A 22,074-nucleotide genomic window follows, 5' to 3' on the forward strand; every position below is an offset into this window, starting at 1 on the left:
TGCCCCAGTCGCAGCTGAGGAAGGTGGTGGTTGGGTCCATATTTTGACGGGCGCCTCTCCCCCCGGCCCCCTCTCCCAAAGGAGAGGGGGGGCCAAGGCAGCGCGGACGCAGTTAACTAACTATTCTAAAGTATTCGACTGACTCGCCCTCTCCTTCGGGAGAGGGAGCCCTTACCACTCCGCCACGCTGCCATCCACGTTGCGCCACACGGGGTTGTGCCAATTATGGCCAATGGCGGCGCGACTGATGAGGTATTCTTCGTTAATCTCAATGCCCAGGCCCGGCCCTTCCGGAATGTTGCAATAGCCGTTTTCGTACTCAAACACCTTCGCGTCGACCAGATAGTCCAGCAAGTCGTTTTCCTTGTTGTAGTGAATGCCCAGGCTTTGCTCCTGAATGAAGGCATTGTGACACGTGGCATCTACCTGCAGGCAGGCGGCCAGCGCAATGGGCCCCAGCGGGCAGTGCGGCGCCGCCGCCACGTCGAAGGCCTCGGCCATGCTGATGATTTTCTTGCACTCCGTGATGCCGCCGGCGTGCGAGAGGTCGGGCTGGATGATGTCGACGTAGCCATCAATGAGCAATTGCTTGAAATCCCAGCGCGAAAACATGCGCTCGCCGGTGGCAATGGGGATGTTGCTGTGCCGAGCTATTTCGCGCAGGGCCTCGTTGTTTTGGGGCAGCACGGGCTCCTCGATGAACATGGGGTGGAAGGGCTCCAGCTCCTTGGCCAGCACCTTGGCCATGGGCTTGTGCACCCGCCCGTGAAAGTCGATGCCGATGCCCAGGGCCGGGCCGCCGGCCTCGCGCACGGCGGCCACGCGGGCCAGCACTTCGTCGATTTTGACGTGCGAGTCGACGTAGTTCATTTCGTCGGTGCCATTCATTTTCACGGCGGTGAAGCCTTTGGCCACCATGCCCGCGGCGGCCAGGCCCACGTCGTGGGGCCGGTCGCCGCCAATCCAGGAGTACACGCGCATGGTGTCGCGGGCCCGGCCGCCCAGCAGCTGGTGAATGGGCGCGTTGTGGTACTTGCCCTTGATGTCCCACAGGGCCTGGTCGATGCCGGCAATGGCCGACATCAGGATGGGCCCGCCGCGGTAGAAGCCGCCGCGGTACATCACCTGCCAATGGTCTTCGATGTTGAGCGGGTTTTTGCCGATGAGGGTTTCCATCAGCTCCGCTACGGCGGTGGCCACGGTGGCGGCCTTGCCCTCAATCACGGGCTCGCCCCAGCCCACGAGGCCGGCGTCGGTTTCGATTTTGAGAAACAGCCAGCGCGGCGGCACCTGGAAGAGGGTAAAACGGGTGATTTTCATGAGCGGATTAAAGACGGATAAATCAGAACGTCATGCTGAGCTTGTCGAAGCATCTCTCCCGCTTCGTTGCAGCGGGGTTGCTTACTACTGCGGTAGAGATGCTTCGACAAGCTCAGCATGACCGTTTCTCTAGCACCATTACCCCCATTGGTATCACCCCACCACGGCCGCCACAAACGCCCGCGCCTTTGCGGTGAGCTGCGTCAGGTATTCATCGGTCACGGCCTGCCGGGTGTCGACCAGCGCGCTGCCCAGGCCGAAGGCTTTCGCGCCGGCATCGGCAAAGCCCTTGATGTTGTCGAGCGAAACGCCGCCGGTGGGCATGAGCGGAATGTGCGGCAGCGGGCCGGCAATATCTTTGAAATAGCCCGCCCCGCTGGCCCCGGCCGGAAACACTTTGATGAGGTCGCCGCCGTACTCGTAGGCTTTCAGAATCTCGGTGGCGGTGTAGGCGCCGGGGATGCTGACGGCGCCGTAGCGCTTGGTCATGCGGATGGTTTTCTTGTTCAGGGTGGGCGAAATGATGTATTTCGCGCCGGCCAGCAGGGCGGCGCGGGCCGTTTCGGGGTCGAGCACGGTGCCGGCTCCAACGAGCAGCTTGCCATCCATCTCGCGCGCGATTTCTTCGATGGAGGCCAGCGCGCCCGGCGAGTTCAGCGTGATTTCCATCAGGCGCACGCCGCCGGCGTGCAGAGCCTGGGCAATGCGGAGCAGGTCGGGCGGGTTGGCGCCGCGCACGATGGCAACGACTTTGTGTTCGAGGATGTGGGCGAGCGGATTCATAGCAAGGAAGCAAGGGCGCGAGGTAGTACAGCCATCTGCCAACGTAGAAGCTGGAATTCAGGTTAAGTTCATCATCCGGCGCCGACTATTGCCCGGCCGCCACAAAGCGCCGCCGTAACGCAACACCGACGGGCCTAATGGAGTACGCTTGGCAACTGTTGGCTGCCCCGGCGCCGGCCCTCCCGCCCCTTTCTTTTTACTCTCCTCGTCTCATGGGTCCCCAATTCCTTTTTGCCACCGGCATCGAAAACAGCAACCCCACCATCCAGAACGGCAAGCTGCGCGTGGATGAGCTGGAAAAATGCAGGCACTACGAGTATTGGCAGAAGGATTTTGATTTGGTGCAGGAATTGGGCATCAGTTTTCTGCGCTACGGGCCGCCCATTCACACCACCTTTTTGGGGCCGGGCAAGTACGACTGGAGCTTCGCCGACGTGACCTTTCAGGACCTGTTGCGGCGCAACATTGCGCCCATTGTGGACTTGTGCCATTTCGGCGTGCCCGATTGGATTGGCAACTTCCAAAACCCGGAGTTTCCGGAGCTATTTGCGCAGTACGCCAAGGCGTTTGCGCAGCGATTTCCGTGGGTGCAGCTCTACACGCCGGTGAACGAGATGTACATCTGCGCGCAGTTTTCGGCCCGCTACGGCTGGTGGAACGAGCAGTTGACCGGCGACCGGCCCTTCGTGACGGCCCTCAAGTACATCGTGAAGGCCAACGTGCTGGCCATGCAGGCCATTCTGGAAGTACGCCCCGACGCCATTTTCATCCAAAGCGAGTCGTCGGAGTACTTCCACGCCGAAAACCCGGCCGCCATCAAGCCCGCCGAAACCATGAACGCCGAGCGGTTTCTGTCGCTCGACCTCAACTACGGCAAGCGGGTGAACTCCAGCATGTACGAGTTTTTGCTCGACAACGGCATGACCCGCGAAGAGTACCACTTCTTCCTCGACACCAAGATGAAGCGGCACTGCATCATGGGCAACGACTATTACTACACCAACGAGCACCGCGTGTCGGCCGACGGCAGCACCCGCGCCTCGGGCGAAATATTTGGCTACCACGTCATCACTTCGCAGTACCACGACCGCTACCGCCTGCCCGTGATGCACACCGAAACCAACATCTGGGAAGGTCCCAAGGGCGACGAGGCCGTGAACTGGCTCTGGAAAGAGTGGGCCAACGTGCTGCGTGTGCGCAACGACGGCGTGCCCATGGTGGGCTTCACCTGGTACTCCCTCACCGACCAGGTGGACTGGGACACGGCCCTGCGCGAAGACAACGGCCGCATGAACCCCGTGGGCCTCTACGACCTCGACCGCAACATCCGGCCCGTGGGCACGGCCTACAAGCAGCTCATTGAGGACTGGCGGCAGGTGCTGCCTTCCCAAAGCGTGTGCCTGCAGGTGCCCATTGTGATGCCCAAGGAAAGCAATGAGCAGTGGGCCCGCGAACAGAAACAGGACGTGAAAGAAGCCACCGCCGACAAGTCGGCCACCGCCGCGAACGCCGCGCCGGAGTCGTGAGGACGGGCGCTTCACCCCCGCCCCCTCTCCTCAGGGAGAGGGGGTCAGGGGGTGAGGCGCCCGGCCGCGCCGGCCCAATAATCATTCAACCCCTTCCCCAATTTCCTATGGAAGCCCGCTTTACCGATAAAGTAGTCCTCGTCACCGGCGGTGCCAGCGGCATTGGCCTGGCCGTGTGCAAGCGCCTGGCGGCCGAGGGTGCCCGCGTCGTCATTGCCGATTACAACCAGGCCAACCTCGACGCCGCCGTGCCGGAGGTGAAAGCCGCCGGCGCCCCCGATGTGTGGGGCAGCCTGTGCAACGTGGCCGTGGAAGCCCAGGTGGAAGCCACCGTGGCCGGCACACTGGAGAAATTTGGCCGCCTCGACGTGGTGGTCAACAACGCCGGCCTGATGCAATTCAAGCCCTTGGAAGAGCTGACTGGCGACGACTGGACGCGCATCCTGAACGTGGACCTGCTGGGGGCTTTTTTCTTCACCAAGCAGGCTTTTCTGCACATGAAGCCGGGCGGCAACATCGTGAACGTGGCCAGCATCCACGCCGTGGAAACCAGCCCGCTGGTGGCGCCCTACGCGGCCGCCAAAGCCGCCATGCTGTCGCTCACCCGCTCGTCGAGCCTGGAAGGCAAGCCCAAGGGCATCCGCACCAACGTCATCTTGCCGGGGGCCATCGACACGCCCATGCTTTGGGACAACCCCAACGTGAAATCCGGCGTCGAAATCATCGACAAGGCCGACGTGGGCCGGCCCGAAGACGTGGCTGCCACCATCGCCTACCTGGCTTCCGACGACGCTGCGTTTGTGCAGGGCGCCGAAGTGCGGGTGGACGGCGGCCGGCTCAGCCGGCTGTAGCCGATTGGTCGATTTTTTTGGGCTCTCTGCCTGGGCTTTGGGCGGGATTGGAGATGCGGCATGCGCCTTGCAAAGGCAAACGACAATCGCGGACAGCGGCCCCGATTCGTAGGAATCGGCGCTGTTCTGCGGTTTACGCGTGTTCTCTCTTGCTGCTCTTCGCCATGAAAAAAATCATTCTCTCCGCGCTGTTCCTGGTGCTGGCCACGGGCTTGGGGGCTTCGGCCCAGGTGTTTAAGCTGCCCACCATCAAGGGCATCAATCTGCCGAACATCCTCAAAGCCCCCGCTGGGGGCACTAGCACCGCCGGCACCAATGGCCTCAGCAGCGCCGATGCTGCGAACGGCCTCAAGGAGGCCTTGCTACAGGGCATCGGCAAGGGCGCCGACCAGGCTTCGCAGACTGATGGCTTCTACCTCAACCGCCTCATTCGCATTCCTTTTCCGCCCGATGCCCAGCGCGTGGCCACCACGCTGCGCAGCATCGGCCTGGGCAGCCAGGTCGATAAATTTGAGCTGAGCCTGAACCGTGGCGCCGAAGACGCGGCCCGCAGCGCCAAGCCCATTTTCATCTCGGCCATCAAAAGCCTTACGTTTTCGGACGTCTGGAACATCCTGACCGGCCAGAAGGACGCGGCCACTCAGTTTTTGAAGCGCACCACCTCCACGCAGCTGGTGACGGCTTTTTCGCCCATCATGCAGCGCAGCCTCGACCAGGTGGGCGCCACCCGCTACTACACCCAGCTGGCCACCACCTACAACCAGCTGCCGCTGGTGCAGAAGGTGCAGCCCGACCTGAACCAGTACGCCACCGGCAAAGCCGTGGATGGCCTGTTCACGCTCATCGCCCAGGAGGAGGCCAACATCCGCGAAAACCCGGTGGCCCGCACCACCGAGCTGCTGCGCCGCGTGTTTGGCGGCCGGAGCTAAGACGGATTGCCTGACTTGATTGGTGGCGTATGTTTGCGGCCTTTCCCGCAACCGTACGCCACTTGTTATGTCAAAAATTACCATTCGCAGCTTAGCCGAGCTGGAGGCCTGCGTGGGCCAGGAACTGGGCGTATCCGAACTCCACACCATCACGCAGGAGCAGATTAATCAATTTGCCGCCGCCACGCTCGATTTTCAGTGGATTCACACCGACGCGGCGCGGGCCGAAACCGAGTCGCCGTTCAAGGCCACCATTGCGCACGGCTACCTCACGGTTTCGCTGCTGCCCTACCTGTGGCAGCAGATTGTGGCCATCGAAAACCTGAAAATGCAGGTGAATTACGAAATCGAGAACCTGCGCTTCAACCAAGCCGTGACCGTGAACAGCCAAGTGCGCCTGCGCGCCACCTTGGTGTCGGTGGCCAACCTGCGCGGCATTGCCAAGGCCCGCGTGGGCGTGACGCTGGAGATAGAAGGCCAGAAAAAGCCTGCTTACGCGGGCGTGGTCACGTTCCTGTACCATTTCCAGGAAATCTAGAACTATCAACAGCTTACTGCGCTACTGAAAACGCCCGGGCCGCTCTTGCGGCCCGGGCGTTTTTGTTTACATTCGGCCCACACATTCACCCTTTTTTCTGCTTACTTATGAGACGAATACTTCTTGGCCTGGGCCTGCTGATGGCCCTGGCAGCCCCGCACGCGGGCATGGCACAACCGGCCAAGGCCAGCGCCCAGCCGCCACTCATCGACCGCGAATTGCTCTTTGGCGACCCTGAGATATCCGGCGCGCAGCTCTCGCCCGATGGCAAGTTCCTGTCGTTCATCCGGCCTTACAACGGCACCCGCAACATCTGGGTGAAAGGCCTGAACGAGCCCTTCGACAAGGCCCGGCCCATGACCAACGACCAGGCCCGCCCCGTGCGCAGCTACTTCTGGAGCCGCGACGGCAAGTACCTGCTCTACAGCCAGGACAAAGCCGGCGACGAAAACTTCAACATCTACGCCGTGAACCCGGCCGAGGCCCTGCCCGCCGGCCAGCCCGTGCCCACCGCCCGCGACCTGACGGGCCTCAAGGGCGTGCGTGTGCAGCTGCTCAACGCACCCCTCTCCGACCCCAACAGCTTGTACATCGGCCTGAATGACCGCGACAAGGCTTGGCACGACCTCTACAAGCTGAACCTGACCACCGGCGAAAAAACCCTGGTGCGCCAAAACACCGACCGCATCGGGGCCTGGGAATTCGACTGGAACGACCAGCTGCGGCTGGCCTCGCGCTCGAACCCCGACGGCAGCACCGAGTGGCTGCGCGTGGAAGGCGACAAAATGGTGCCCTTCTACAAAACGAGCATCGACGAGCAAAGCGCCGCCATCGCCTTTGCCAAAGACAACCAGCACGTGTACATGGCCACCAACATGGGCGCCGGGCGCGACCTGGCCGAAATTGTGCTCATGGACCCCGCCACCGGCAAGGAGACGCCCTACCAGGCCGACCCGCTGAAGCGCGTGGACGTGGGCAACCTGGCCATGTCGGAAAAAACCCACGAGCCGATTTTTGTGAGCTTTGAGGACGACCGGCTGCGCCGCGTGTGGAAGGACAAAGCGTTTGAGGCCGACTTCAAAACCATCAGCAGCAAGCTGCCGGGGCTCGACGTGTACCCCGCCTCCAACACCGCCGACGAGCGGCTCTGGCTGCTGGCGGCCAGCTCGGCCACGCAGCCCACGGTGGCGTATTTGTTTGACCGCCAGACCAAACAGCTCACCAAGCAATACGAAACCCGGCCCAAGCTGAAAGCCGCGGACTTGTCGGACATGAAAACCGTGCGCTACAAGTCGTCGGACGGCCTGGAGATTCCGGCCTACCTGACCTTGCCGAAGGGCCTGACGGCGAAAAACCTGCCGGTCATCATTCTGCCCCACGGCGGCCCTTGGGCCCGCGACAGCTACGGCTTCAACGCCATGCACCAGTTCCTGGCCAACCGCGGCTACGCCGTGCTCTCGCCCAACTTCCGGGCCAGCACCGGCTACGGCAAGAAATTCCTGAACGCCGGCAACGGCGAGTGGGGCCGCAAAATGCAGGACGACCTGACCTGGGGCGTGAAATACCTCGTGGCCCAAGGCATTGCCGACCCCAAGCGCGTGGGCATCATGGGCGGCTCGTACGGCGGCTACGCCACGCTGGCCGGCGTGGCCTTCACGCCCGACGTGTACAACGCCGCCGTGGCCATCGTGGCGCCTTCCAATCTCACTACTCTGCTCAACGCCATTCCGCCCTACTGGGAGGCCGGCCGCAAGCAGATGTACGCCCGCATGGCCGACCCTGGCACGCCGGAAGGCCGCGCCGCCCTGGCCCGCATGTCGCCCCTGACCTCGGCCGATAAAATCAAAACCCCGCTCATGGTGGTGCAGGGCGCCAACGACCCGCGCGTGAACAAGGCCGAGGCCGACCAGATAGTGGTGGCCCTGCGCGACCGCAACTACCCCGTGCAGTACCTCTGCGCGCCCGACGAAGGCCACGGCTTTGCCCGCCCCGTCAACAACATGGCCATGTTTGCGGCTTCCGAAAAGTTTCTGGCCGGCCAGCTCAAGGGCCGCTACCAGGAGAGCATGAGCCCGGCCGTGGCCAAGCGCCTGCAGGAAATCACCGTGGACCCGAAAACCGTGCAGCTGGTGACGACTACAAACGTGAAGTAGCCGCGTTGAATTGCAACAAAAAAGCCCTGCCGATATCGGCAGGGCTTTTTTGTTGCAATTTGTAGAGACGCATATTTGCGTCTCGTCGTTGAACGAAATAGTCTGACGAAGCTAGCGCGAGTTGTTCAACGACGAGACGCAAATATGCGTCTCTACACCTCCTCCGGCACTTCGTCGCCGGCGTATACGGGCTCCATGTCCTTCTCTTCTTCCTCGGTGAACAGCCGGGAGCGGATGAGAAACCGCACGCCCAGCGGGATTTCCAGCGAAAAGCTGGCGCCGCGGCCCTTCACCACGTCTACCGTGAGCTGGGTGTGCTGCCAGTAGGCAAACTGGCTGGCGCTCATGAAGAAGTCGCACCCGTGAATGCGGCCCAACCACACGTCGTTGCTGCCCACCCGAAACTCGCCCTTGGCGAAGCACATGGGCGAGGAGCCGTCGCAGCACCCACCGCTTTGGTGGAACATGAGCGGGCCGTGCTCGTCGCGGAGCAGGTCGATGGTGGCTTCGGCGGCGGGGGTGACGAGGACGCGGGGCGTGGGCATGGAGGGTTTATTTGTGACGTGCGGGCCGCGGCGCGGCCGTTGGCTTGGGCTTAGCCCGGCGAAAGGTGTAAAACGTGTTCGTTTTGGTGAGCACCGTTACGAGGCTATCGGGCGCTTGGCTGCCGGGCTTGCTACGCCAGTAGTAAAGCAGCAGTCGTGTTTCGTCGTAGAAAGAATACTCGTCGTTGCGTACGTGCGTAATGCCAGTGCGCCCCACCGTGGGCATGGCCGTGGCGGGGCCACGGCCGCCGGGGCTAATGTTGGGCATGGGCTCCCGCGCCATTTCGTTGGGATGCACGACGCCATTTGCTGCGGAAGTGTTGTCGTTGGGTTCGTCAGGCTTTCCGACGCCGCGGGTTCGGGTGTTCTTCAACACCCAATCCGGATTGTGAGCGCCCGGCACGGGCAGTAATTGCGCCTGCGCCCATGACGACACGCAGAGCAGTGCACTTGCACTTATTACGGTATGGATTTTCATAGCGGCAGCGCGAAGAATTTGGATTGCAACGCAGTGCAGTACGAAAAATTGCCAAATGAGCGCTTGTACATAAGACCGTCAGGCAGAGCGAGGTCAAAACATCTCTACTGCAAAAGCAAATCCGATTAACCAGGATTGGCCGCGTGGGAAAGATGCTTCGACTACGCTCCGCTTGACGGTCTTTTCAACCTAGCAACCTCGCTACTCCGTGGCCTAGAAGAAGCCCAGCTTCTGCTGGCTGTAGCTGATAAGCATGTTCTTGTTCTGACGGTAGTGGCCCAGCATCATCTTGTGGTTTTCGCGGCCGAAGCCGGAGGCTTTGTAGCCACCGAAGGGCGCCCCGGCGGGGTAGTCGTGGTAGCAGTTCACCCACACGCGGCCGGCCTGAATGGCGCGGGGCACTTCGTACAGTTCGTGGGCGTCGCGCGTCCACACGCCGGCGCCGAGGCCGTAGAGGGTATCGTTGGCAATTTCAATGGCTTCTTCCGTGGTTTTGAAGGTTGTCACGGACACCACCGGCCCGAAAATCTCCTCCTGGAAAATGCGCATTTTGTTGTGGCCCCGGAACATCGTGGGCTGGATGTAGTAGCCCTCGGCCAGCGCGCCGTCGGTCTGGGTGTAGGCATCGCCGCCCACCAGCACTTCGGCCCCTTCGGCCTTGCCGATTTCGAGGTAGCTCAGGATTTTCTCGAACTGGTCGTTCGAGGCCTGCGCGCCCATCATGGTGTCCATGTCGAGCGGGTTGCCCAGCTTGATGGCCTTCACGCGCTCAATCACGCGGGCAATGAACTCGTCGTAGATGTCTTCGTGCACGAGCATGCGCGAGGGGCAGGTGCAGATTTCGCCCTGGTTGAGGGCAAACATCACGGCCCCTTCGATGGCCTTGTCGAGGAAGTCGTCGTCGGCGTCCATCACCGATTTGAAGAAGATGTTGGGCGACTTGCCGCCCAGCTCCATCGTCACCGGAATCAGGTTTTCGGCGGCGTACTGCATGATGAGGCGGCCGGTGGTCGTCTCGCCCGTGAAGCTGGCCTTGGCAATGCGCGGCGACGAGGCCAGCGGCTTGCCGGCTTCCAGCCCGAAGCCGTTCACCACGTTAATCACGCCGGCCGGCACCAGGTCCTGAATCAGCTCCATCAGCACCATGATGCTGGCGGGGGTTTGCTCGGCGGGCTTCATCACCACGGTGCAGCCGGCGGCCAGCGCGGGGGCCAGCTTCCAGGTGGCCATGAGGAGCGGGAAGTTCCAGGGAATAATCTGACCGATGACGCCCAGCGGCTCGTTGATGTTCATCGACACGGTGCTGCTGTTCAGCTCGGTCACGTTGCCTTCCTCGGCCCGAATCACGCTGGCGAAGTAGCGGAAGTGGTCGATGACCAGGGGCATGTCGGCGTAGGTCGTTTCGCGGATGGGCTTGCCGTTTTCCACGCACTCCACGGCGGCGAGGTGGGCGAGGTTTTCCTCGATGCGGTTGGCAATTTTGTTGAGGATGTTGCTGCGCTCGGTGGCCGAGGTTTTGCCCCAGGTCTTGAAGGCTTCGTGGGCGGCGTCGAGGGCCAGTTCGATGTCTTCCTTGGAGCTGCGGGCCACTTTGGTAAACGCCTTGCCGTCGATGGGCGACGGGTTTTCGAAGTACTGGCCTTTCACCGGGGGCACCCACTTACCGCCGATGAAGTTGTCGTAGTGAGACTTGAATTGGGGGCGGGCCACCACGGTGGTGGGTTGTTCGAGGGTTTCAGCCATGGCTTATGATGGGAATTAGGGTGAAATAGAAACGGTGTAAAGGTCTCTTTTCCCCGGCCCGGCGGGTTGTGGTATTGTCGCAAAGAGTGCTAAAATTGTCGCAACTTGTGCCACCATCCCGGTGTTGAGAGTGGGTACTCCCTCACCACAGCTGCTGTTGCCATGACCTCCCGCGTCCATTTGCCTGCTGCCGTTGCCCCCCTGGCCCTCGAACGCCTGCATTCCCTGGTCGAAAACCGAACGGTATATTCCCTGGAAGGCTTCGAGCTGAACGTGTTCGAGACCCACCGCGCCGCCCACCGGGTGCCCCTGCGCCTCGATGGGCTGGCCCTGACCACCATGCTGCGCGGCAAGAAGGTGATGCACCTGCCCGGTCGCGCCGCGTTCGACTATTTGCCCGGCGAGAGCGTGGTGGTCGACAAGGACGAGCTGATGGAAATTGACTTCCCCGAGGCCTGCCTGTGCCAGCCCACCCAGTGCCTGGCGGTGGCCATAGCGCCCGACACCATTCGCCACACCGTGGACCTGCTGAATGAGCGCTACCCCAGGGCCGAAGTGCACCAGCCCTGGAAGATAGAAGGCCCCGACTACGCCCACCTCACCAACACGCCCGAGCTGACCGACACGCTGGGCCGCCTGGTGGCCGTGTCGCGCACTTCCGACATCAACAAGGACGTGCTGGCCGGCTTTACCCTGCAGGAGCTGCTGGTGCGCCTGATGCAGACGCAGGCCCGCCAGCTCATCTTCCACGACTACGCCCGTTACCTCACCACGCACCGCTTTGCGGCCGTGGTCGACTACATCAAGCAACACTTGGCCGAAAACCTGAGCATCGACAAGCTCAGCGCGCTGGCGTGCATGAGCAAGGCCACGTTCTTCCGCGTGTTCAAGCGCGAGTTCGGCCTCACGCCGGTCGAGTACATCATCCGGGAGCGGCTGGGCGAGGCCAAGCGCCTGCTGCGCCACCCCCTGGCCAGCGTGGCCGACGTGTGCCTGCGGGTGGGTTTCAACAACCTGTCTTACTTCCAGGCGCTGTTCAAAAAGTACGAAGGCGTGACGCCCGGCATGTATAAGCGGCAGCTGGTGGCGTAGGGCCGGGCGGGCAGCGACGCCCTCGCAACGCCCCGCCGAACAAGCAACTCATTGTTATCATCCCGAAATTCGCCGGTGGCTTCTCGACGAAGCAGGCGTGGGTGCGCCCGCCGCAGCGCCTGCGTGCAACACCTCCGCGCGGCTCCGCATCTTTAGCATAAACTCCGGCCTTGTATGCGTCATTTTGCGCTTGTTGTATTGCTGCTTAGCCTTGGCCTCGGGCTGTCGGGATGCGCCCGGCGCAGCTTCGAGGGCCAGGCCCTGGTCCCGGCCGCGCTGGCCGCGCACCGCACCGTGGCCATTTTGCCTTTTGCGGTGCAGTTGGAGCGGCTGCGCGACGTGGTGACGCACGCCGGCGTGTGGGCCCGGGACAGCGCCGCTCGCCCGCTGGGCAGCACCCTCGAAAACGGCTTGCTGGCCGAGCGCCGGCAAATGGGCTACCAGCTGCAGGCCGCCCTCCAAGCCGAGTTTATGCGCCAGCAAGCGGAGCACCCCGCCACGTGCACCTTCCAGAACCCGGCCGAAACCAACCAGCGCCTGGCCCGCGCCGGCATTACCTACGAGAACCTGCCCACCCGCTCGATGGCCGAGCTGCGCGCCGCCCTCGGCGTAGATGCCGTGCTGGCGGGCCAAACCACCATGCACCAACTGCTGCCCGGCGGCGTGAGCATCGCCGTGTTTGTGCTCAGCAACGGCGCCAACCCCATGGCCGACAACACCGTGCAGACCTCCCTTGACATCTACGACACCCAGAGCGGCCAGCTGGTGTGGCGCTTCGACCACGAGCTGCGCGGCAAGCCCAGCACCAGCGCGGTGGCGCTGGCCAAAGCCTTGGTGCGCGACATGAAGGGCGAGGTGCCGTATCTGAAAAAGTAGCGCAGTGGCCGATGGCCCGAAAACGCTAAAACACCACGCTGTAGGGCACGTCGGCCAGGGTGCGCACGTCTTCGTGCAGCTCCACGCCCAGGATTTCGTGCACGTTGGCCCGAATGCGGTTGGAAATCTGGGTGAGCGGCAGGTCGTTGCTGTCCTTGCCGAAAGGGTCCTCGATTTCGTCGCCAATCATTTCCACGCCCAGCAGCGCGTAGGCCCCCAGCATGGTGATGGGCACCGTGAGCCACTCGTAGGTATCGAGCAGGTTGAAGGGCATGGTGAGGATGAACACCGTGACAAAGCCCTTGATGAAGTAGCTGTAGGAGAAAGGAATGGGCGTGGCCTTGATGCGCTCGCAGGCGCCGGCCACGTCGAGCAGGGCTTCGTGGTGGCGCTGCAGCGTGATGAGGTGGTTGGGCAGCAGCACCTCCTCGCGCAACAGGCGCTCGAATGCCTCCTGCAGCAGCGCCGAAAGGCGCGAGGGCACGTGCTGCACCTGCTGCAGCCGCTCCACAAAGCCGGCGTCGGCTTCTTCGAGCTTCTCGAAGCGCACGCCCTGGCGCAGGTGCCCGTCGAGGGCGATGGGAAAGTTGGAGAGCAGGCGGGCCAGGTAGGTGCGGTTGGCGTGGTCGTGGGCGGGCAGGCGGGCGTGCAGCAGCACGGCCAGGTTGCGGCAGTTGTTCACGAGCTGGCCCCAGAGGCGGCGGCCTTCGTAAAACCGGTCGTAGGCCGTGTTGGTGCGGAAAGCCAGCAGCAGGCTGAGCATGATGCCCAGAAACGAGAAAAATTCTTTGTCGACGGCCAGGTTGAGCTTGTCGTATTTCACCACCAGCCCCGTGACCACGGCGGCGTAGAGGCCCACCCAGAGCACGCGCTTCAGCAGCAGGCGGATGATGTCGGAGGCGCGCAGGTGGCGCAGGGCTTCTACCCAGTCGGTCGATTTGTAAACAATCATGCAGTAAAAAAGCGGTGGCTCCGCCCGGCGCAAGTTAGCAGCCGGGCCGGGAGTGCCCCGGTACGAAACAACCTTCTCTGCCCTTACGAACGGGCCCGGCCTTAGCGTTGCAATCACATTGCGCAAATGCAATACTTTAGCAGCCAAACCACCCTTTCCAACTTGTTTATGCAGGCAACGCTTTCGCCTTCTGCTTCCCGCTGGCCGCTGTGGCGCAAGTGGCTCTTTTGCTTCTCGTGCATCTACCTGCTGCTGTTCATTTCGCCGCTCACCTGGCTGGCCAGCGTGCCGGGCCTGGGTGAAGTAGCCGGGGCCTACGGCGCGGCCGAAGGCTGGCTGGTGAACCTGGGCAACCGCCACCTTTTCCACGTGAAAGACGTGCTGGTGCCCCTCAACGGCAGCGGCGACACGTCCTACGGCTACGCGCAGCTGTGCTTTTTCGCCTTGGCGGGCGTGGTGGGCGCCACCCTGTGGGTGCTGCTCGACCGCCGCCGGCCCAGCTACGACACGGGCTACCGCTGGCTGCTGGTGCTGGTGCGCTACTTCGTGGCCCTCAACGCCCTGGGCTACGGCATCCTCAAGCTGTTTGCCCTGCAAATGGTGCCGCCCACGCTCAGCGCGCTGGCCACCCCGCTGGGCGACTTCCTGCCCATGCGCTTTTCGTGGTACTTCATCGGCTATTCCAAGCCCTACCAGGTGTTTTCCGGGGCAGCGGAGGTGGCGGCCGGCGTGCTGCTGCTGTGGCGGCGCACCAGCACGCTGGGGGCCTTTGTAGCCGCCAGCGTGTTTCTGAACGTGATGATGCTGAACCTGTGCTACGACATTCCGGTGAAGATTTTCTCCATTCACCTGTTCGTGCTCAGCTTGTTTTTGCTGCTGGGCGACGCCGGGCGGCTGCTCAATTTTTTCATTCTCAACCGCCCCACGCCGCCGGCGCCCGAGGCGTCACCGCTGCCTTGGCGCTGGCGCGTGGCCCAGCTCACGCTCAAAACGGTGTTCATTGGCCTGTTTGCCTTGTTGCCGCTTTACCAATACGCGCAGGGCAGTGCCACGGCCAGCGCCCCGGCCAAAGGCCGGCTCGCCACCGGGTTCTTTGAAGTGGAGCGGTTTGAGGCCAACGTGCCCGACAGCCTGCGCTGGAAGGACGTGGTTTTTGAAGCCAACACGTCGGGGAGCGTGGGCTCGCCCGACACCCTGCTGCGGCAGCGCTACCGCCGCGGCTACTTCGCCTACACCCTCGATTCGGCCACTAGCACCATCGCCTTCAAGAAAATGGCTTCGGACTCGCTGCCCCTCTTCACCCTGCGCTATGCCCAGCCCGACAGCAACCACCTGGTGCTGCGCGGGCGCATGCGCAACGACTCGGTGCTCATTGCCCTGAAGCGGCAGCGCCGCCACTTCCAGCTAGCCGAGCGGCAGTTCCATTGGCTCTCGGAAGCCAACCGCTAGGCGTAGGCAATGGCCGTTACCTCCACCACTTCCTCCTGCGGGCCCAGCTTCAGCGTCAGCTGCTGCTTGAGCTTGGCGCCTTGTACGGTCCGCGCGATGGGTGCCACAAAGGCCACTTTGCCATGGGCAACGTCGGCCTCGTCGACGCCCACAATGGTGAAGGTGCGCTCAAACCCCACCTTGCCGCCGCGCACGGTGCGCAGCGTGACGGTGGCCCCAAAGCGCACTTCCCGGGCCGGCTGGCCGGCGGGGTCCACCACTTTGGCGCTGCCCAGGCGCTCGGTGAGCAGGGCAATGCGGCCGTTGTAGAGCGAGAGCTGGTGGGTGCGGTCGGTGTCGTTGTCGCGGTTGGCTTCGGCTTGGGCGCGCTCGGCTTCGAGGGCCGCGAGCTCGGCGCGCAACGCTTCCAGCCCGTGGGGCGTGACGTAGTTGGGCGTGCCCGGCGGCAGCGCCGCGCGGGGCGGAATGATGGGCGGCGTCTGCGCGTCGTCTTCCTTGACAAAACCTCGGCTCATGCCCGGTTGAACGCAGCGGCGCAACCGGAGTTGCCAGCCCGTGGGGCCGGCAGTTGTGGCGCCTGGTGCCGGGGCCGAAGGGCAGTGGGGTGCAACCATCGGGCGCGTTAGGCGGTTGGAGGAGTCTTGTGCCTTCGCGGGCCCCGGTCCGTGCCTTCCTTCCATGTCCAACTCCGCAATCGAAAACCGACCCCTCCCTCCTGCCCCGGAGGCTCCCGCCCCGCCCGCCGAAACGCCGCCGCTCAGCAACGCCCTGGTGTGGCTCATGGCCGTGACCTGCGGCTTGGTGGTGGCCAACATCTACTACAACCAGCCGCTGCTGGCCGCCATCGGCCGCACCTTTCACAAAACCGACAGCGGGGCCAGCCTGGCGGCCACCGCCACCCAGATTGGCTACACGCTGGGCATGCTGCTGGTGGTGCCGCTGGGCGACATGCTGGAGCGCAAGCGCCTGATGCTGCTCATGCTGCTGGGGGCGGCCGGGGCCATGGCGGCGGCGGCGTTTGCGCCCTCGTTTGCACTGCTGGCGGCGGCCAGCGTGCTCATCGGGCTGCTGTCGGCGGTGCCGCAGCTGCTGGTGCCCATGGCCGCCCACCTGGCCCCCGAGGCCGAGCGGGGCCGCGTGGTGGGCCGCGTGATGAGCGGCCTGCTCATCGGCATTCTGCTTTCGCGCACCGTGAGTGGCTACGTGGGGCTGCACCTGGGCTGGCGGGCCATGTTCGAAATCGGGGCCGGGCTGATGGTGCTGCTGGTGGCCCTGCTGGCCTGGCAGCTGCCCCAGGACCGGCCCAGCTTCACGGGCTCGTATGCCTCGCTGATGAAGTCCTTAGGCACGCTGGTGCGCGAGCAGCCGGCGCTGCGGCGGGCCACGCTGGTGGGCGCGTTTTTGTTTGCGGCCTTCAGCGTGTTCTGGACCACGCTGGCGTTTTACCTCGAAGGCCCCCGCTTCCACTACGGCTCCGACGTGGCCGGCTTCTTCGGGCTGATTGGGGCATTTGGAGCCCTGGCCGCCCCGCTGGCCGGCAAAACGGCCGACACCCGCGGGTCGGACTATACCATTGGGCTGGGCATTGCGCTGGCGCTGGGGGCCTACGCCATTCTGGGCCTGGGCGGCGGCTGGGTGGCCGGGCTGGTGGTGGGCGTCATCCTGCTCGACGTGGGCGTGCAAGCCACGCACATCTCCAACCAGTCGCTCATCTTCTCGCTGGTGCCCGAGGCCCGTAGCCGCCTCAACACCGTGTACATGACCGGCTACTTCACGGGCGGCTCGCTGGGCTCCGTGCTCGGCGGGCTGGCCTGGACGCACGGCGGCTGGCCCGGCGTGTGCCTGCTGGGCGCCGGCCTGGCCGGTTCGGCGTGGCTGATAAGCCGGTTCTACGCGCGGAAGTAGCGCCACCGGACCGGGACACCTTCACCCTACCAGCACCGCGGCGGCCGGCACCCACAGCCGGAAGCAAGCGCCGGGCTCGTTGCTCATGGTCATCTCGCCGCCAATTTGCTGGCTGAGGGCCGCGATGAGTTGGGTGCCGAAGGAATTGCCGGTGTCGTAGCCGGGCGGCCGGCCGGGGCCGTTGTCTTCCACTTCCAAGAGCAGGCCGCCGGCGGGGCTGCCCAGGTACACGCGCAGCAGCGGGCGCGCCACCCGGGCGTAGGCGTGTTTGAGGGCGTTGGTCACCAGTTCGTTTAGGATGAGGCCCAGGGGCACGGCGCGGTCCACGTCCACGGCCGGCAGGTCGAGTTCCAGCACCAGGTCGAACCGGTCCTCGTCGAAGCCATAAGCCGCCAGCAGGTTTTCGACCAGCGTGGTGAGGTAGGGCCGCATGTCGACGCTCACCACCTGCTCGGTCTGGTACAGGCCTTGGTGAATCAGGCCCATGGCTTCCACCCGCTGGCGGCCTTCGCGCACGGCGCGGGCGGCCACGGGGTCGGCCAGGCTGCCCGACTGCAGGTTGAGCAAGCTGCTCACGATGGCCAGGTTGTTTTTCACGCGGTGGTGCAGCTCGCGCAGCAGCAGCGTGAGGCGGGTGGCCTGCTCCTGGATGCGGGCGTTGTTTTCCACCACGGTTTGGTTGGTGGCGCGCAGCTGGGCATTGGCCCGCCGCTGGGCCCGATACTGCCAGGCGCCAAACGCCAGCAGGCCCGCCAGCACCGATAGGCCCACCCCCAGGGCCAGCAGCACTTTCTGCTTCCGGGCGTTGGCCAGGGCCAGGCTGGCAATGCGGGCCTGCTGCTTTTCGAGCCGGTAGGCGGCTTCGATGCGGGCCACGGCCTGGGTTTTTTCCAGGCGGTTGGTGTTGTTATCCAAGAGGCGGCGCTCCTCCATCAGCTCGGTGGCCTCGCGGTAGCGGCCGGCGTCGCGGTAGGCAAAGCAGGCCGCTTCGAGCGAGTTGCTGAGCCGGTGCGGGTCGCCGATGGCGCGGCCCAGGGCCAGGCAGGTGTCGGCGGCCGCCACGGCCTGCGGGTGGCGGCCCTGCAGGCGGTAGGCCCAGCTGAGCTGGCGGTAGGCGTGCTCCAGGCCGTTGCGGTTGTGCTGGGCGCGGTGCTGCGCCAGCGCCCGCCGGAAATAGCCAATGGCCGGCGGGTAGTTGCGGTCGTAGTCCATCAGCAGCTGCCCGTAGTTGGCATACACCACGCCCAGCGACGAGGGCTCCGGCCGGTGCTGCAGTTCCACGCGCATGGCTTCCTGGTAGCAGGCGCGGGCCGAGTCGGGCAAGTTCAGGTCGCGGTAAATGATGCCTTGCGTCGTCAGGGCCGACACCATCACGGCCGGGTACGGGCCGCTGCGGGCCAACGCCAGGGCCTGCCGGGCCTGCTCCAGGCCCTTGCGCGTGAGCAGTTCCACTCCCTGGGCGTCGCCCATGCGCTTGTAGGTTTGGGCGTTGAGGTTGAGCACCCAGGCCACGCCGTCGGGCCGGTGCTGGGCCTCGAACAAGGCCTGGGCCCGCCGGGCGTAGTAGAAGCTGGAATCGAACTCGCTGGCGTTGCGCAGGGCCGTGCCCAGTTGCAGGCAGCTCTGGGCCACGCCGTAGGCAAACTGCAGCCGCTGGCTGGCGCGCAGCAACTGCCTGTTCAGGGCCAGCGCCGAGTCGTTGTTGCGCGCCAGCAGCCGCCAAGCCGCGCCGAGTTGGGCGCGCACCTGGGCCGTGTCGGTGGGCGCGGGCAGGCCCTGCCCGGCCACCGGCAGGCGGGTAAACAAGGCGAAGACGAACAACAACCGGCGAAGCATGACCACGGGAAAATACGGCGGCGCCGAACCATTGGGCCGCCGCGGGACCGGCGAAATGCCAACCCGCAACGAAAGTACAGGCCCTCATAACTCAGGCGGCCAGAAATGGTGCCAACGCCCCGACCCGGCCAGTGAACGACGCCATTTGGTAAGCCGCCACCAGCCCGGCCCTACCGGAACTGAAACTGCTTCAAGAACGCCTCGCGGTATTGCCGGCCCAGGGGCACGGCTTGACCGGCCACGGTGGCCTCGGCATCGGAAAAGCTCTCGACGCGCTGGATGTTGATGGCGAACGAGCGGTGCACCCGCACCAGTTGGGCAAAGTGCAGGCGTTCGAGCACGGCCCCCAGGGTGAGGCGCAGGGCGTATTTGCGGCTGGCCGTGACGAGGGTGGTGTAGGTGTTGTCGGCCTCGAGCAACAGAATATCGGCCAGCGGAATGCGCACGAACTGGTGGCTGTCTTTGATGAAGACGTGGCCTTCGCGCTGCAAAATGGTGTCGCGGGTGAGGGCGTCGGCGCTGGGGGCCGGCTCGGCCGGGGCGGGCGCGGCGGGGCGGGCCACCGAATGCAGCGCCACGGCCAGGGCGGTGCGCAGGCTGGCCGCCGACACGGGCTTGGGCAGGTACGCCGCCGGGGCCGTGGTCAGGGCTTCGTCGAGGGTAGGCTGGTCGGCCAGGGCGGTGAGGTAGATGAGCGGCACGGGGCGCACGGCCAGTAGGCGCCGGGCGGTTTCGATGCCGTCCCAGGGGCCTTGGAGGTGAATGTCGCAGAGCACGCCATCGACGGGGTGCTGAGCAAAAAGCTCCAGGGCCCGCGGGCCGGTGGCGGCAATGCCCACCACGCCGTAGCCTTCGGCCTGGATAGTGGCGCGCAGGTCGAGGGCCAGCACGGCTTCGTCTTCGACGATGAGTAGTTGGGCGGGAGAAGGCATACGGCAGGCGGCCCGCACCATGCAGGCTCCGAAAGTTACGAACGCGCCCGTGCTCACATACCACGGGCCTGTCGTTCGCATACCACCTGGGGCTTTCCACTGCTTTTTGTTGCCCCCCTTTTCAACAAAGCCCACTTTCGACCCACTGAAACAGCTTTACCCACCCCTACCTCATGAACCAGTTTCTCCGCTTCGTTGGCCTTTCGTCGGTGGCGTTGCAATTGCTCGCGGGGCCCCTCGGTGCCTGGGCCCAAACGGGCGGCGTCACCGTTGGCGCGGCCGGGGCCCCCGATGCCTCGGCGGCGCTGGAAGTGCGCAGCACCACGCAGGGCCTGCTGCTGCCCCGCCTCACGCTGGCCCAGCGCAACGCCGTGGCGGCGCCGGCGGCCGGCCTGGTGCTGTACCAAACCGACAACGCGCCCGGCCTCTACGCCTACGACGGCACGGCCTGGGTGCGCCTCGGCGGCGACAACCTCGGCAGCCACGCCGCCACCCAAAACCTCAACCTGCAGGCCTACGCCCTGGTGGGCACCAGCGAAAGCGTGGGCCCGGCTGTGGGCGTGGGCGTCACGCCCCGCGGCGGCCTCAACCTGGGACAGAACACGCAGCAGCTCTTCGTCGGCTACCAGGCCGGGGCCGCCACCACCGGCACCTACAACCATTTCGTGGGCTGCCTGAGCGGAGCAGCCAACACCACCGGCTCCTACAACTACTTCGCCGGTTTCCGCAGCGGCGGCAGCAACACCACGGGCGACTACAACCATTTCAGCGGCCTCAACAGCGGCTACTCCAACACCACGGGCACCATGAACCACGTGGAAGGCCACAACGCGGGCTACAACAGCACCACCGGTTCCTACAATCAGTTCATCGGGTTTCAAAGCGGCTACCACAACGCCACCGGGAGCGGCAATTTCTTTTCCGGGCTCCGGTCGGGCTTCGCCAACCTCGACGGCCGCGACAACCACTTTGAAGGCTATCAAAGCGGCTACGCCAACGTCTCCGGCAATGCCAACACCTTCGTGGGCGCCAGCGCCGGGGCCAACAACATCAGCGGCAATTTCAACACCGCTTTCGGTTACGAAGCCGGGCCCAGCGTCAACGGCCTGGCCTACGCCACGGCCATTGGCTACCGGGCCAAAGTGAGCCAAAACAACAGCTTGGTGCTGGGCGGCACCGGCGCCTACGCCGTGAGCGTGGGCATCGGCACCACCGCCCCGGTGGCCACCCTCGACGTGCGCGGCACGGTGGCGCTGGGCGACCGGGGCACGGTGTTCGAGAACCTGCTGCGCCAAACCGAAAACCTCGACGTGGGCCCCATTGGCGCCAACACCACCCGCGTGGAGCAGGTGCGCATGGCCGGGGTGAAACCCGGGGCCACGGTGTGGGTGAGCCCGGCCACGGGCTTCTCCAGCGCCAGCATTGCCTGGGCCCGGGTGTCGTCCCTCAATACCGTCGAAATCGGCTTCAGCAGCCCCGTCGCCACCGACCCGGCCGCCAAGGACTACTACATCACCGTCATTCAATAGCCTTTTCGAACCGTCTTTTTTCTGCTGATGAAATCTACTTTTTACGCTGCTTTTGCTGCCTTGCTGCTGGCCGGTCCAGTGGTGGCCCAGGCCCAAACCACCGGCGGCGTGCGCGTGGGCACGGCCGGCGCCCCCGACGCCTCGGCCGTCCTCGACGTGAACGCGTCTGACAAGGGCTTTCTGCCCCCGCGCCTCAGCCAGGCCCAGCGCGACCTGATGCCCGCCAAAACCGCGGGCCTCACCATTTACAACACCACCACCAACCAGCTCAATGTCTGGAACGGCACGGCCTGGCAGGCCGCCCTCGCCGACACCAGCCCGGCCGTTGAATTTGCCTACACCGGCGCGCCGCAAACCTACACCGTGCCGGCCGGCATCACCCGGCTGGGCGTGGACCTGGCCGGCGCCGGCGGCGGGCCCGTGTACGCCAAACCCGATGGCGGCGGCCTGGGCGGCCGGGTGCTGGCCACCCTGTCCGTGACGCCGGGCGAAACCCTGACCCTCTACGTGGGCGGCGCCGGTAGCACCAACGCCGCGGGCTACAACGGCGGCGGGGCGGCCTCGGGCGGCGATGGCGGCGGCGGCGGGGCCAGCGACGTGCGCCAGGGCGGCGCCGGCCTGGCCAACCGGGTGCTGG

At 64.7% G+C, this 22,074-nt stretch carries 20 protein-coding genes; 11 read left to right on the forward strand and 9 right to left on the reverse strand.

The features are described 5' to 3' along the window. Nucleotides 1-171: 171 nt before the first annotated feature. Together dgoD and JAO73_RS22470 are read right to left on the reverse strand one after the other, a co-directional pair. On the reverse strand, nucleotides 172-1,320 hold the full coding sequence (gene dgoD, locus JAO73_RS22465; RefSeq protein WP_198979582.1) for a galactonate dehydratase: 1,149 nt from the start codon (nucleotides 1,318-1,320) through the stop codon (nucleotides 172-174). 153 nt (nucleotides 1,321-1,473) lie between these two features. After that, nucleotides 1,474-2,103 carry a bifunctional 4-hydroxy-2-oxoglutarate aldolase/2-dehydro-3-deoxy-phosphogluconate aldolase gene (locus tag JAO73_RS22470; protein ID WP_198979583.1) on the reverse strand — a complete coding sequence of 210 codons (630 nt, stop codon included), beginning with the start codon at nucleotides 2,101-2,103 and terminating at the stop codon, nucleotides 1,474-1,476. A gap of 212 nt (nucleotides 2,104-2,315) precedes the next feature. Between JAO73_RS22470 and JAO73_RS22475 the strand changes: the two genes are divergently transcribed. From JAO73_RS22475 to JAO73_RS22495, 5 genes are all read left to right on the forward strand, one after another. Beyond that, the gene (locus JAO73_RS22475) at nucleotides 2,316-3,629 is read left to right on the forward strand and encodes a family 1 glycosylhydrolase (protein WP_198979584.1); all 1,314 of its coding nucleotides are present in this window, start codon (nucleotides 2,316-2,318) and stop codon (nucleotides 3,627-3,629) included. A 107-nt stretch (nucleotides 3,630-3,736) separates the two neighbouring features. Beyond that, a complete protein-coding gene (locus tag JAO73_RS22480; protein ID WP_198979585.1) occupies nucleotides 3,737-4,480 on the forward strand; it encodes an SDR family NAD(P)-dependent oxidoreductase in 744 nt (247 codons plus the stop codon). Nucleotides 4,481-4,644: 164 nt separating this feature from the next. Next, nucleotides 4,645-5,409, forward strand: coding sequence for a DUF4197 domain-containing protein (locus JAO73_RS22485; RefSeq protein WP_198979586.1), 765 nt, complete (start codon nucleotides 4,645-4,647; stop codon nucleotides 5,407-5,409). Nucleotides 5,410-5,476: 67 nt separating this feature from the next. Then, entirely contained in the window at nucleotides 5,477-5,947 is a 471-nt protein-coding gene (locus tag JAO73_RS22490) for a MaoC family dehydratase (RefSeq protein WP_198979587.1), read from the forward strand. Between the two features lie 107 nt (nucleotides 5,948-6,054). Beyond that, a complete protein-coding gene (locus tag JAO73_RS22495; RefSeq protein WP_198979588.1) occupies nucleotides 6,055-8,100 on the forward strand; it encodes a S9 family peptidase in 2,046 nt (681 codons plus the stop codon). Between the two features lie 152 nt (nucleotides 8,101-8,252). On the opposite strand, the gene JAO73_RS22500 is transcribed toward JAO73_RS22495, so the two are convergent. From JAO73_RS22500 to JAO73_RS22510, 3 genes are all read right to left on the reverse strand, one after another. After that, nucleotides 8,253-8,645: a DUF779 domain-containing protein gene (locus JAO73_RS22500; protein WP_190922920.1), complete on the reverse strand. Its 393-nt coding sequence runs from the start codon at nucleotides 8,643-8,645 to the stop codon at nucleotides 8,253-8,255. A 7-nt stretch (nucleotides 8,646-8,652) separates the two neighbouring features. After that, the gene (locus JAO73_RS22505) at nucleotides 8,653-8,943 is read right to left on the reverse strand and encodes a hypothetical protein (protein WP_198979589.1); all 291 of its coding nucleotides are present in this window, start codon (nucleotides 8,941-8,943) and stop codon (nucleotides 8,653-8,655) included. A 393-nt stretch (nucleotides 8,944-9,336) separates the two neighbouring features. After that, on the reverse strand, nucleotides 9,337-10,866 hold the full coding sequence (locus JAO73_RS22510; protein ID WP_198979590.1) for an aldehyde dehydrogenase family protein: 1,530 nt from the start codon (nucleotides 10,864-10,866) through the stop codon (nucleotides 9,337-9,339). Between the two features lie 162 nt (nucleotides 10,867-11,028). On the opposite strand from JAO73_RS22510, the gene JAO73_RS22515 reads away from it, so the two are divergent. Continuing rightward, the gene (locus JAO73_RS22515) at nucleotides 11,029-11,958 is read left to right on the forward strand and encodes an AraC family transcriptional regulator (RefSeq protein WP_198979591.1); all 930 of its coding nucleotides are present in this window, start codon (nucleotides 11,029-11,031) and stop codon (nucleotides 11,956-11,958) included. A 198-nt stretch (nucleotides 11,959-12,156) separates the two neighbouring features. Continuing rightward, nucleotides 12,157-12,834, forward strand: a complete 678-nt coding sequence (locus JAO73_RS22520; RefSeq protein ID WP_198979592.1) for a hypothetical protein — start codon at nucleotides 12,157-12,159, stop codon at nucleotides 12,832-12,834. Between the two features lie 25 nt (nucleotides 12,835-12,859). Here JAO73_RS22520 and JAO73_RS22525 read toward each other — a convergent pair whose 3' ends face one another. Beyond that, complete coding sequence (locus JAO73_RS22525) at nucleotides 12,860-13,786, reverse strand: bestrophin family protein (RefSeq protein ID WP_198979593.1); 927 nt, start codon at nucleotides 13,784-13,786, stop codon at nucleotides 12,860-12,862. Between the two features lie 168 nt (nucleotides 13,787-13,954). Between JAO73_RS22525 and JAO73_RS22530 the strand changes: the two genes are divergently transcribed. Next, nucleotides 13,955-15,235 carry a hypothetical protein gene (locus JAO73_RS22530; RefSeq protein ID WP_198979594.1) on the forward strand — a complete coding sequence of 427 codons (1,281 nt, stop codon included), beginning with the start codon at nucleotides 13,955-13,957 and terminating at the stop codon, nucleotides 15,233-15,235. Here the strand turns inward: JAO73_RS22530 and JAO73_RS22535 are convergent. Then, a complete protein-coding gene (locus tag JAO73_RS22535) occupies nucleotides 15,232-15,750 on the reverse strand; it encodes a GreA/GreB family elongation factor (protein WP_198979595.1) in 519 nt (172 codons plus the stop codon). The two genes, JAO73_RS22530 and JAO73_RS22535, sit on opposite strands and share 4 nt — an antisense overlap. 163 nt (nucleotides 15,751-15,913) lie before the next feature. On the opposite strand from JAO73_RS22535, the gene JAO73_RS22540 reads away from it, so the two are divergent. Further along, on the forward strand, nucleotides 15,914-17,140 hold the full coding sequence (locus tag JAO73_RS22540) for an MFS transporter (protein ID WP_198979596.1): 1,227 nt from the start codon (nucleotides 15,914-15,916) through the stop codon (nucleotides 17,138-17,140). A gap of 21 nt (nucleotides 17,141-17,161) precedes the next feature. On the opposite strand, the gene JAO73_RS22545 is transcribed toward JAO73_RS22540, so the two are convergent. After that, the gene (locus JAO73_RS22545; RefSeq protein WP_198979597.1) at nucleotides 17,162-18,976 is read right to left on the reverse strand and encodes a sensor histidine kinase; all 1,815 of its coding nucleotides are present in this window, start codon (nucleotides 18,974-18,976) and stop codon (nucleotides 17,162-17,164) included. A 170-nt stretch (nucleotides 18,977-19,146) separates the two neighbouring features. Beyond that, a complete protein-coding gene (locus tag JAO73_RS22550; protein WP_198979598.1) occupies nucleotides 19,147-19,908 on the reverse strand; it encodes a LytR/AlgR family response regulator transcription factor in 762 nt (253 codons plus the stop codon). A gap of 173 nt (nucleotides 19,909-20,081) precedes the next feature. Between JAO73_RS22550 and JAO73_RS22555 the strand changes: the two genes are divergently transcribed. Beyond that, the gene (locus JAO73_RS22555; protein ID WP_198979599.1) at nucleotides 20,082-21,437 is read left to right on the forward strand and encodes a phage tail-like protein; all 1,356 of its coding nucleotides are present in this window, start codon (nucleotides 20,082-20,084) and stop codon (nucleotides 21,435-21,437) included. A gap of 27 nt (nucleotides 21,438-21,464) precedes the next feature. Further along, on the forward strand, nucleotides 21,465-22,074 hold a 610-nt coding region (locus JAO73_RS22560; protein WP_262896088.1), incomplete at its 3' end, for a phage tail-like protein.

It is taken from the genome of Hymenobacter miniatus, from assembly GCF_016427455.1.
In the GTDB taxonomy this organism is placed as follows: Bacteria; Bacteroidota; Bacteroidia; order Cytophagales; family Hymenobacteraceae; genus Hymenobacter; species Hymenobacter armeniacus.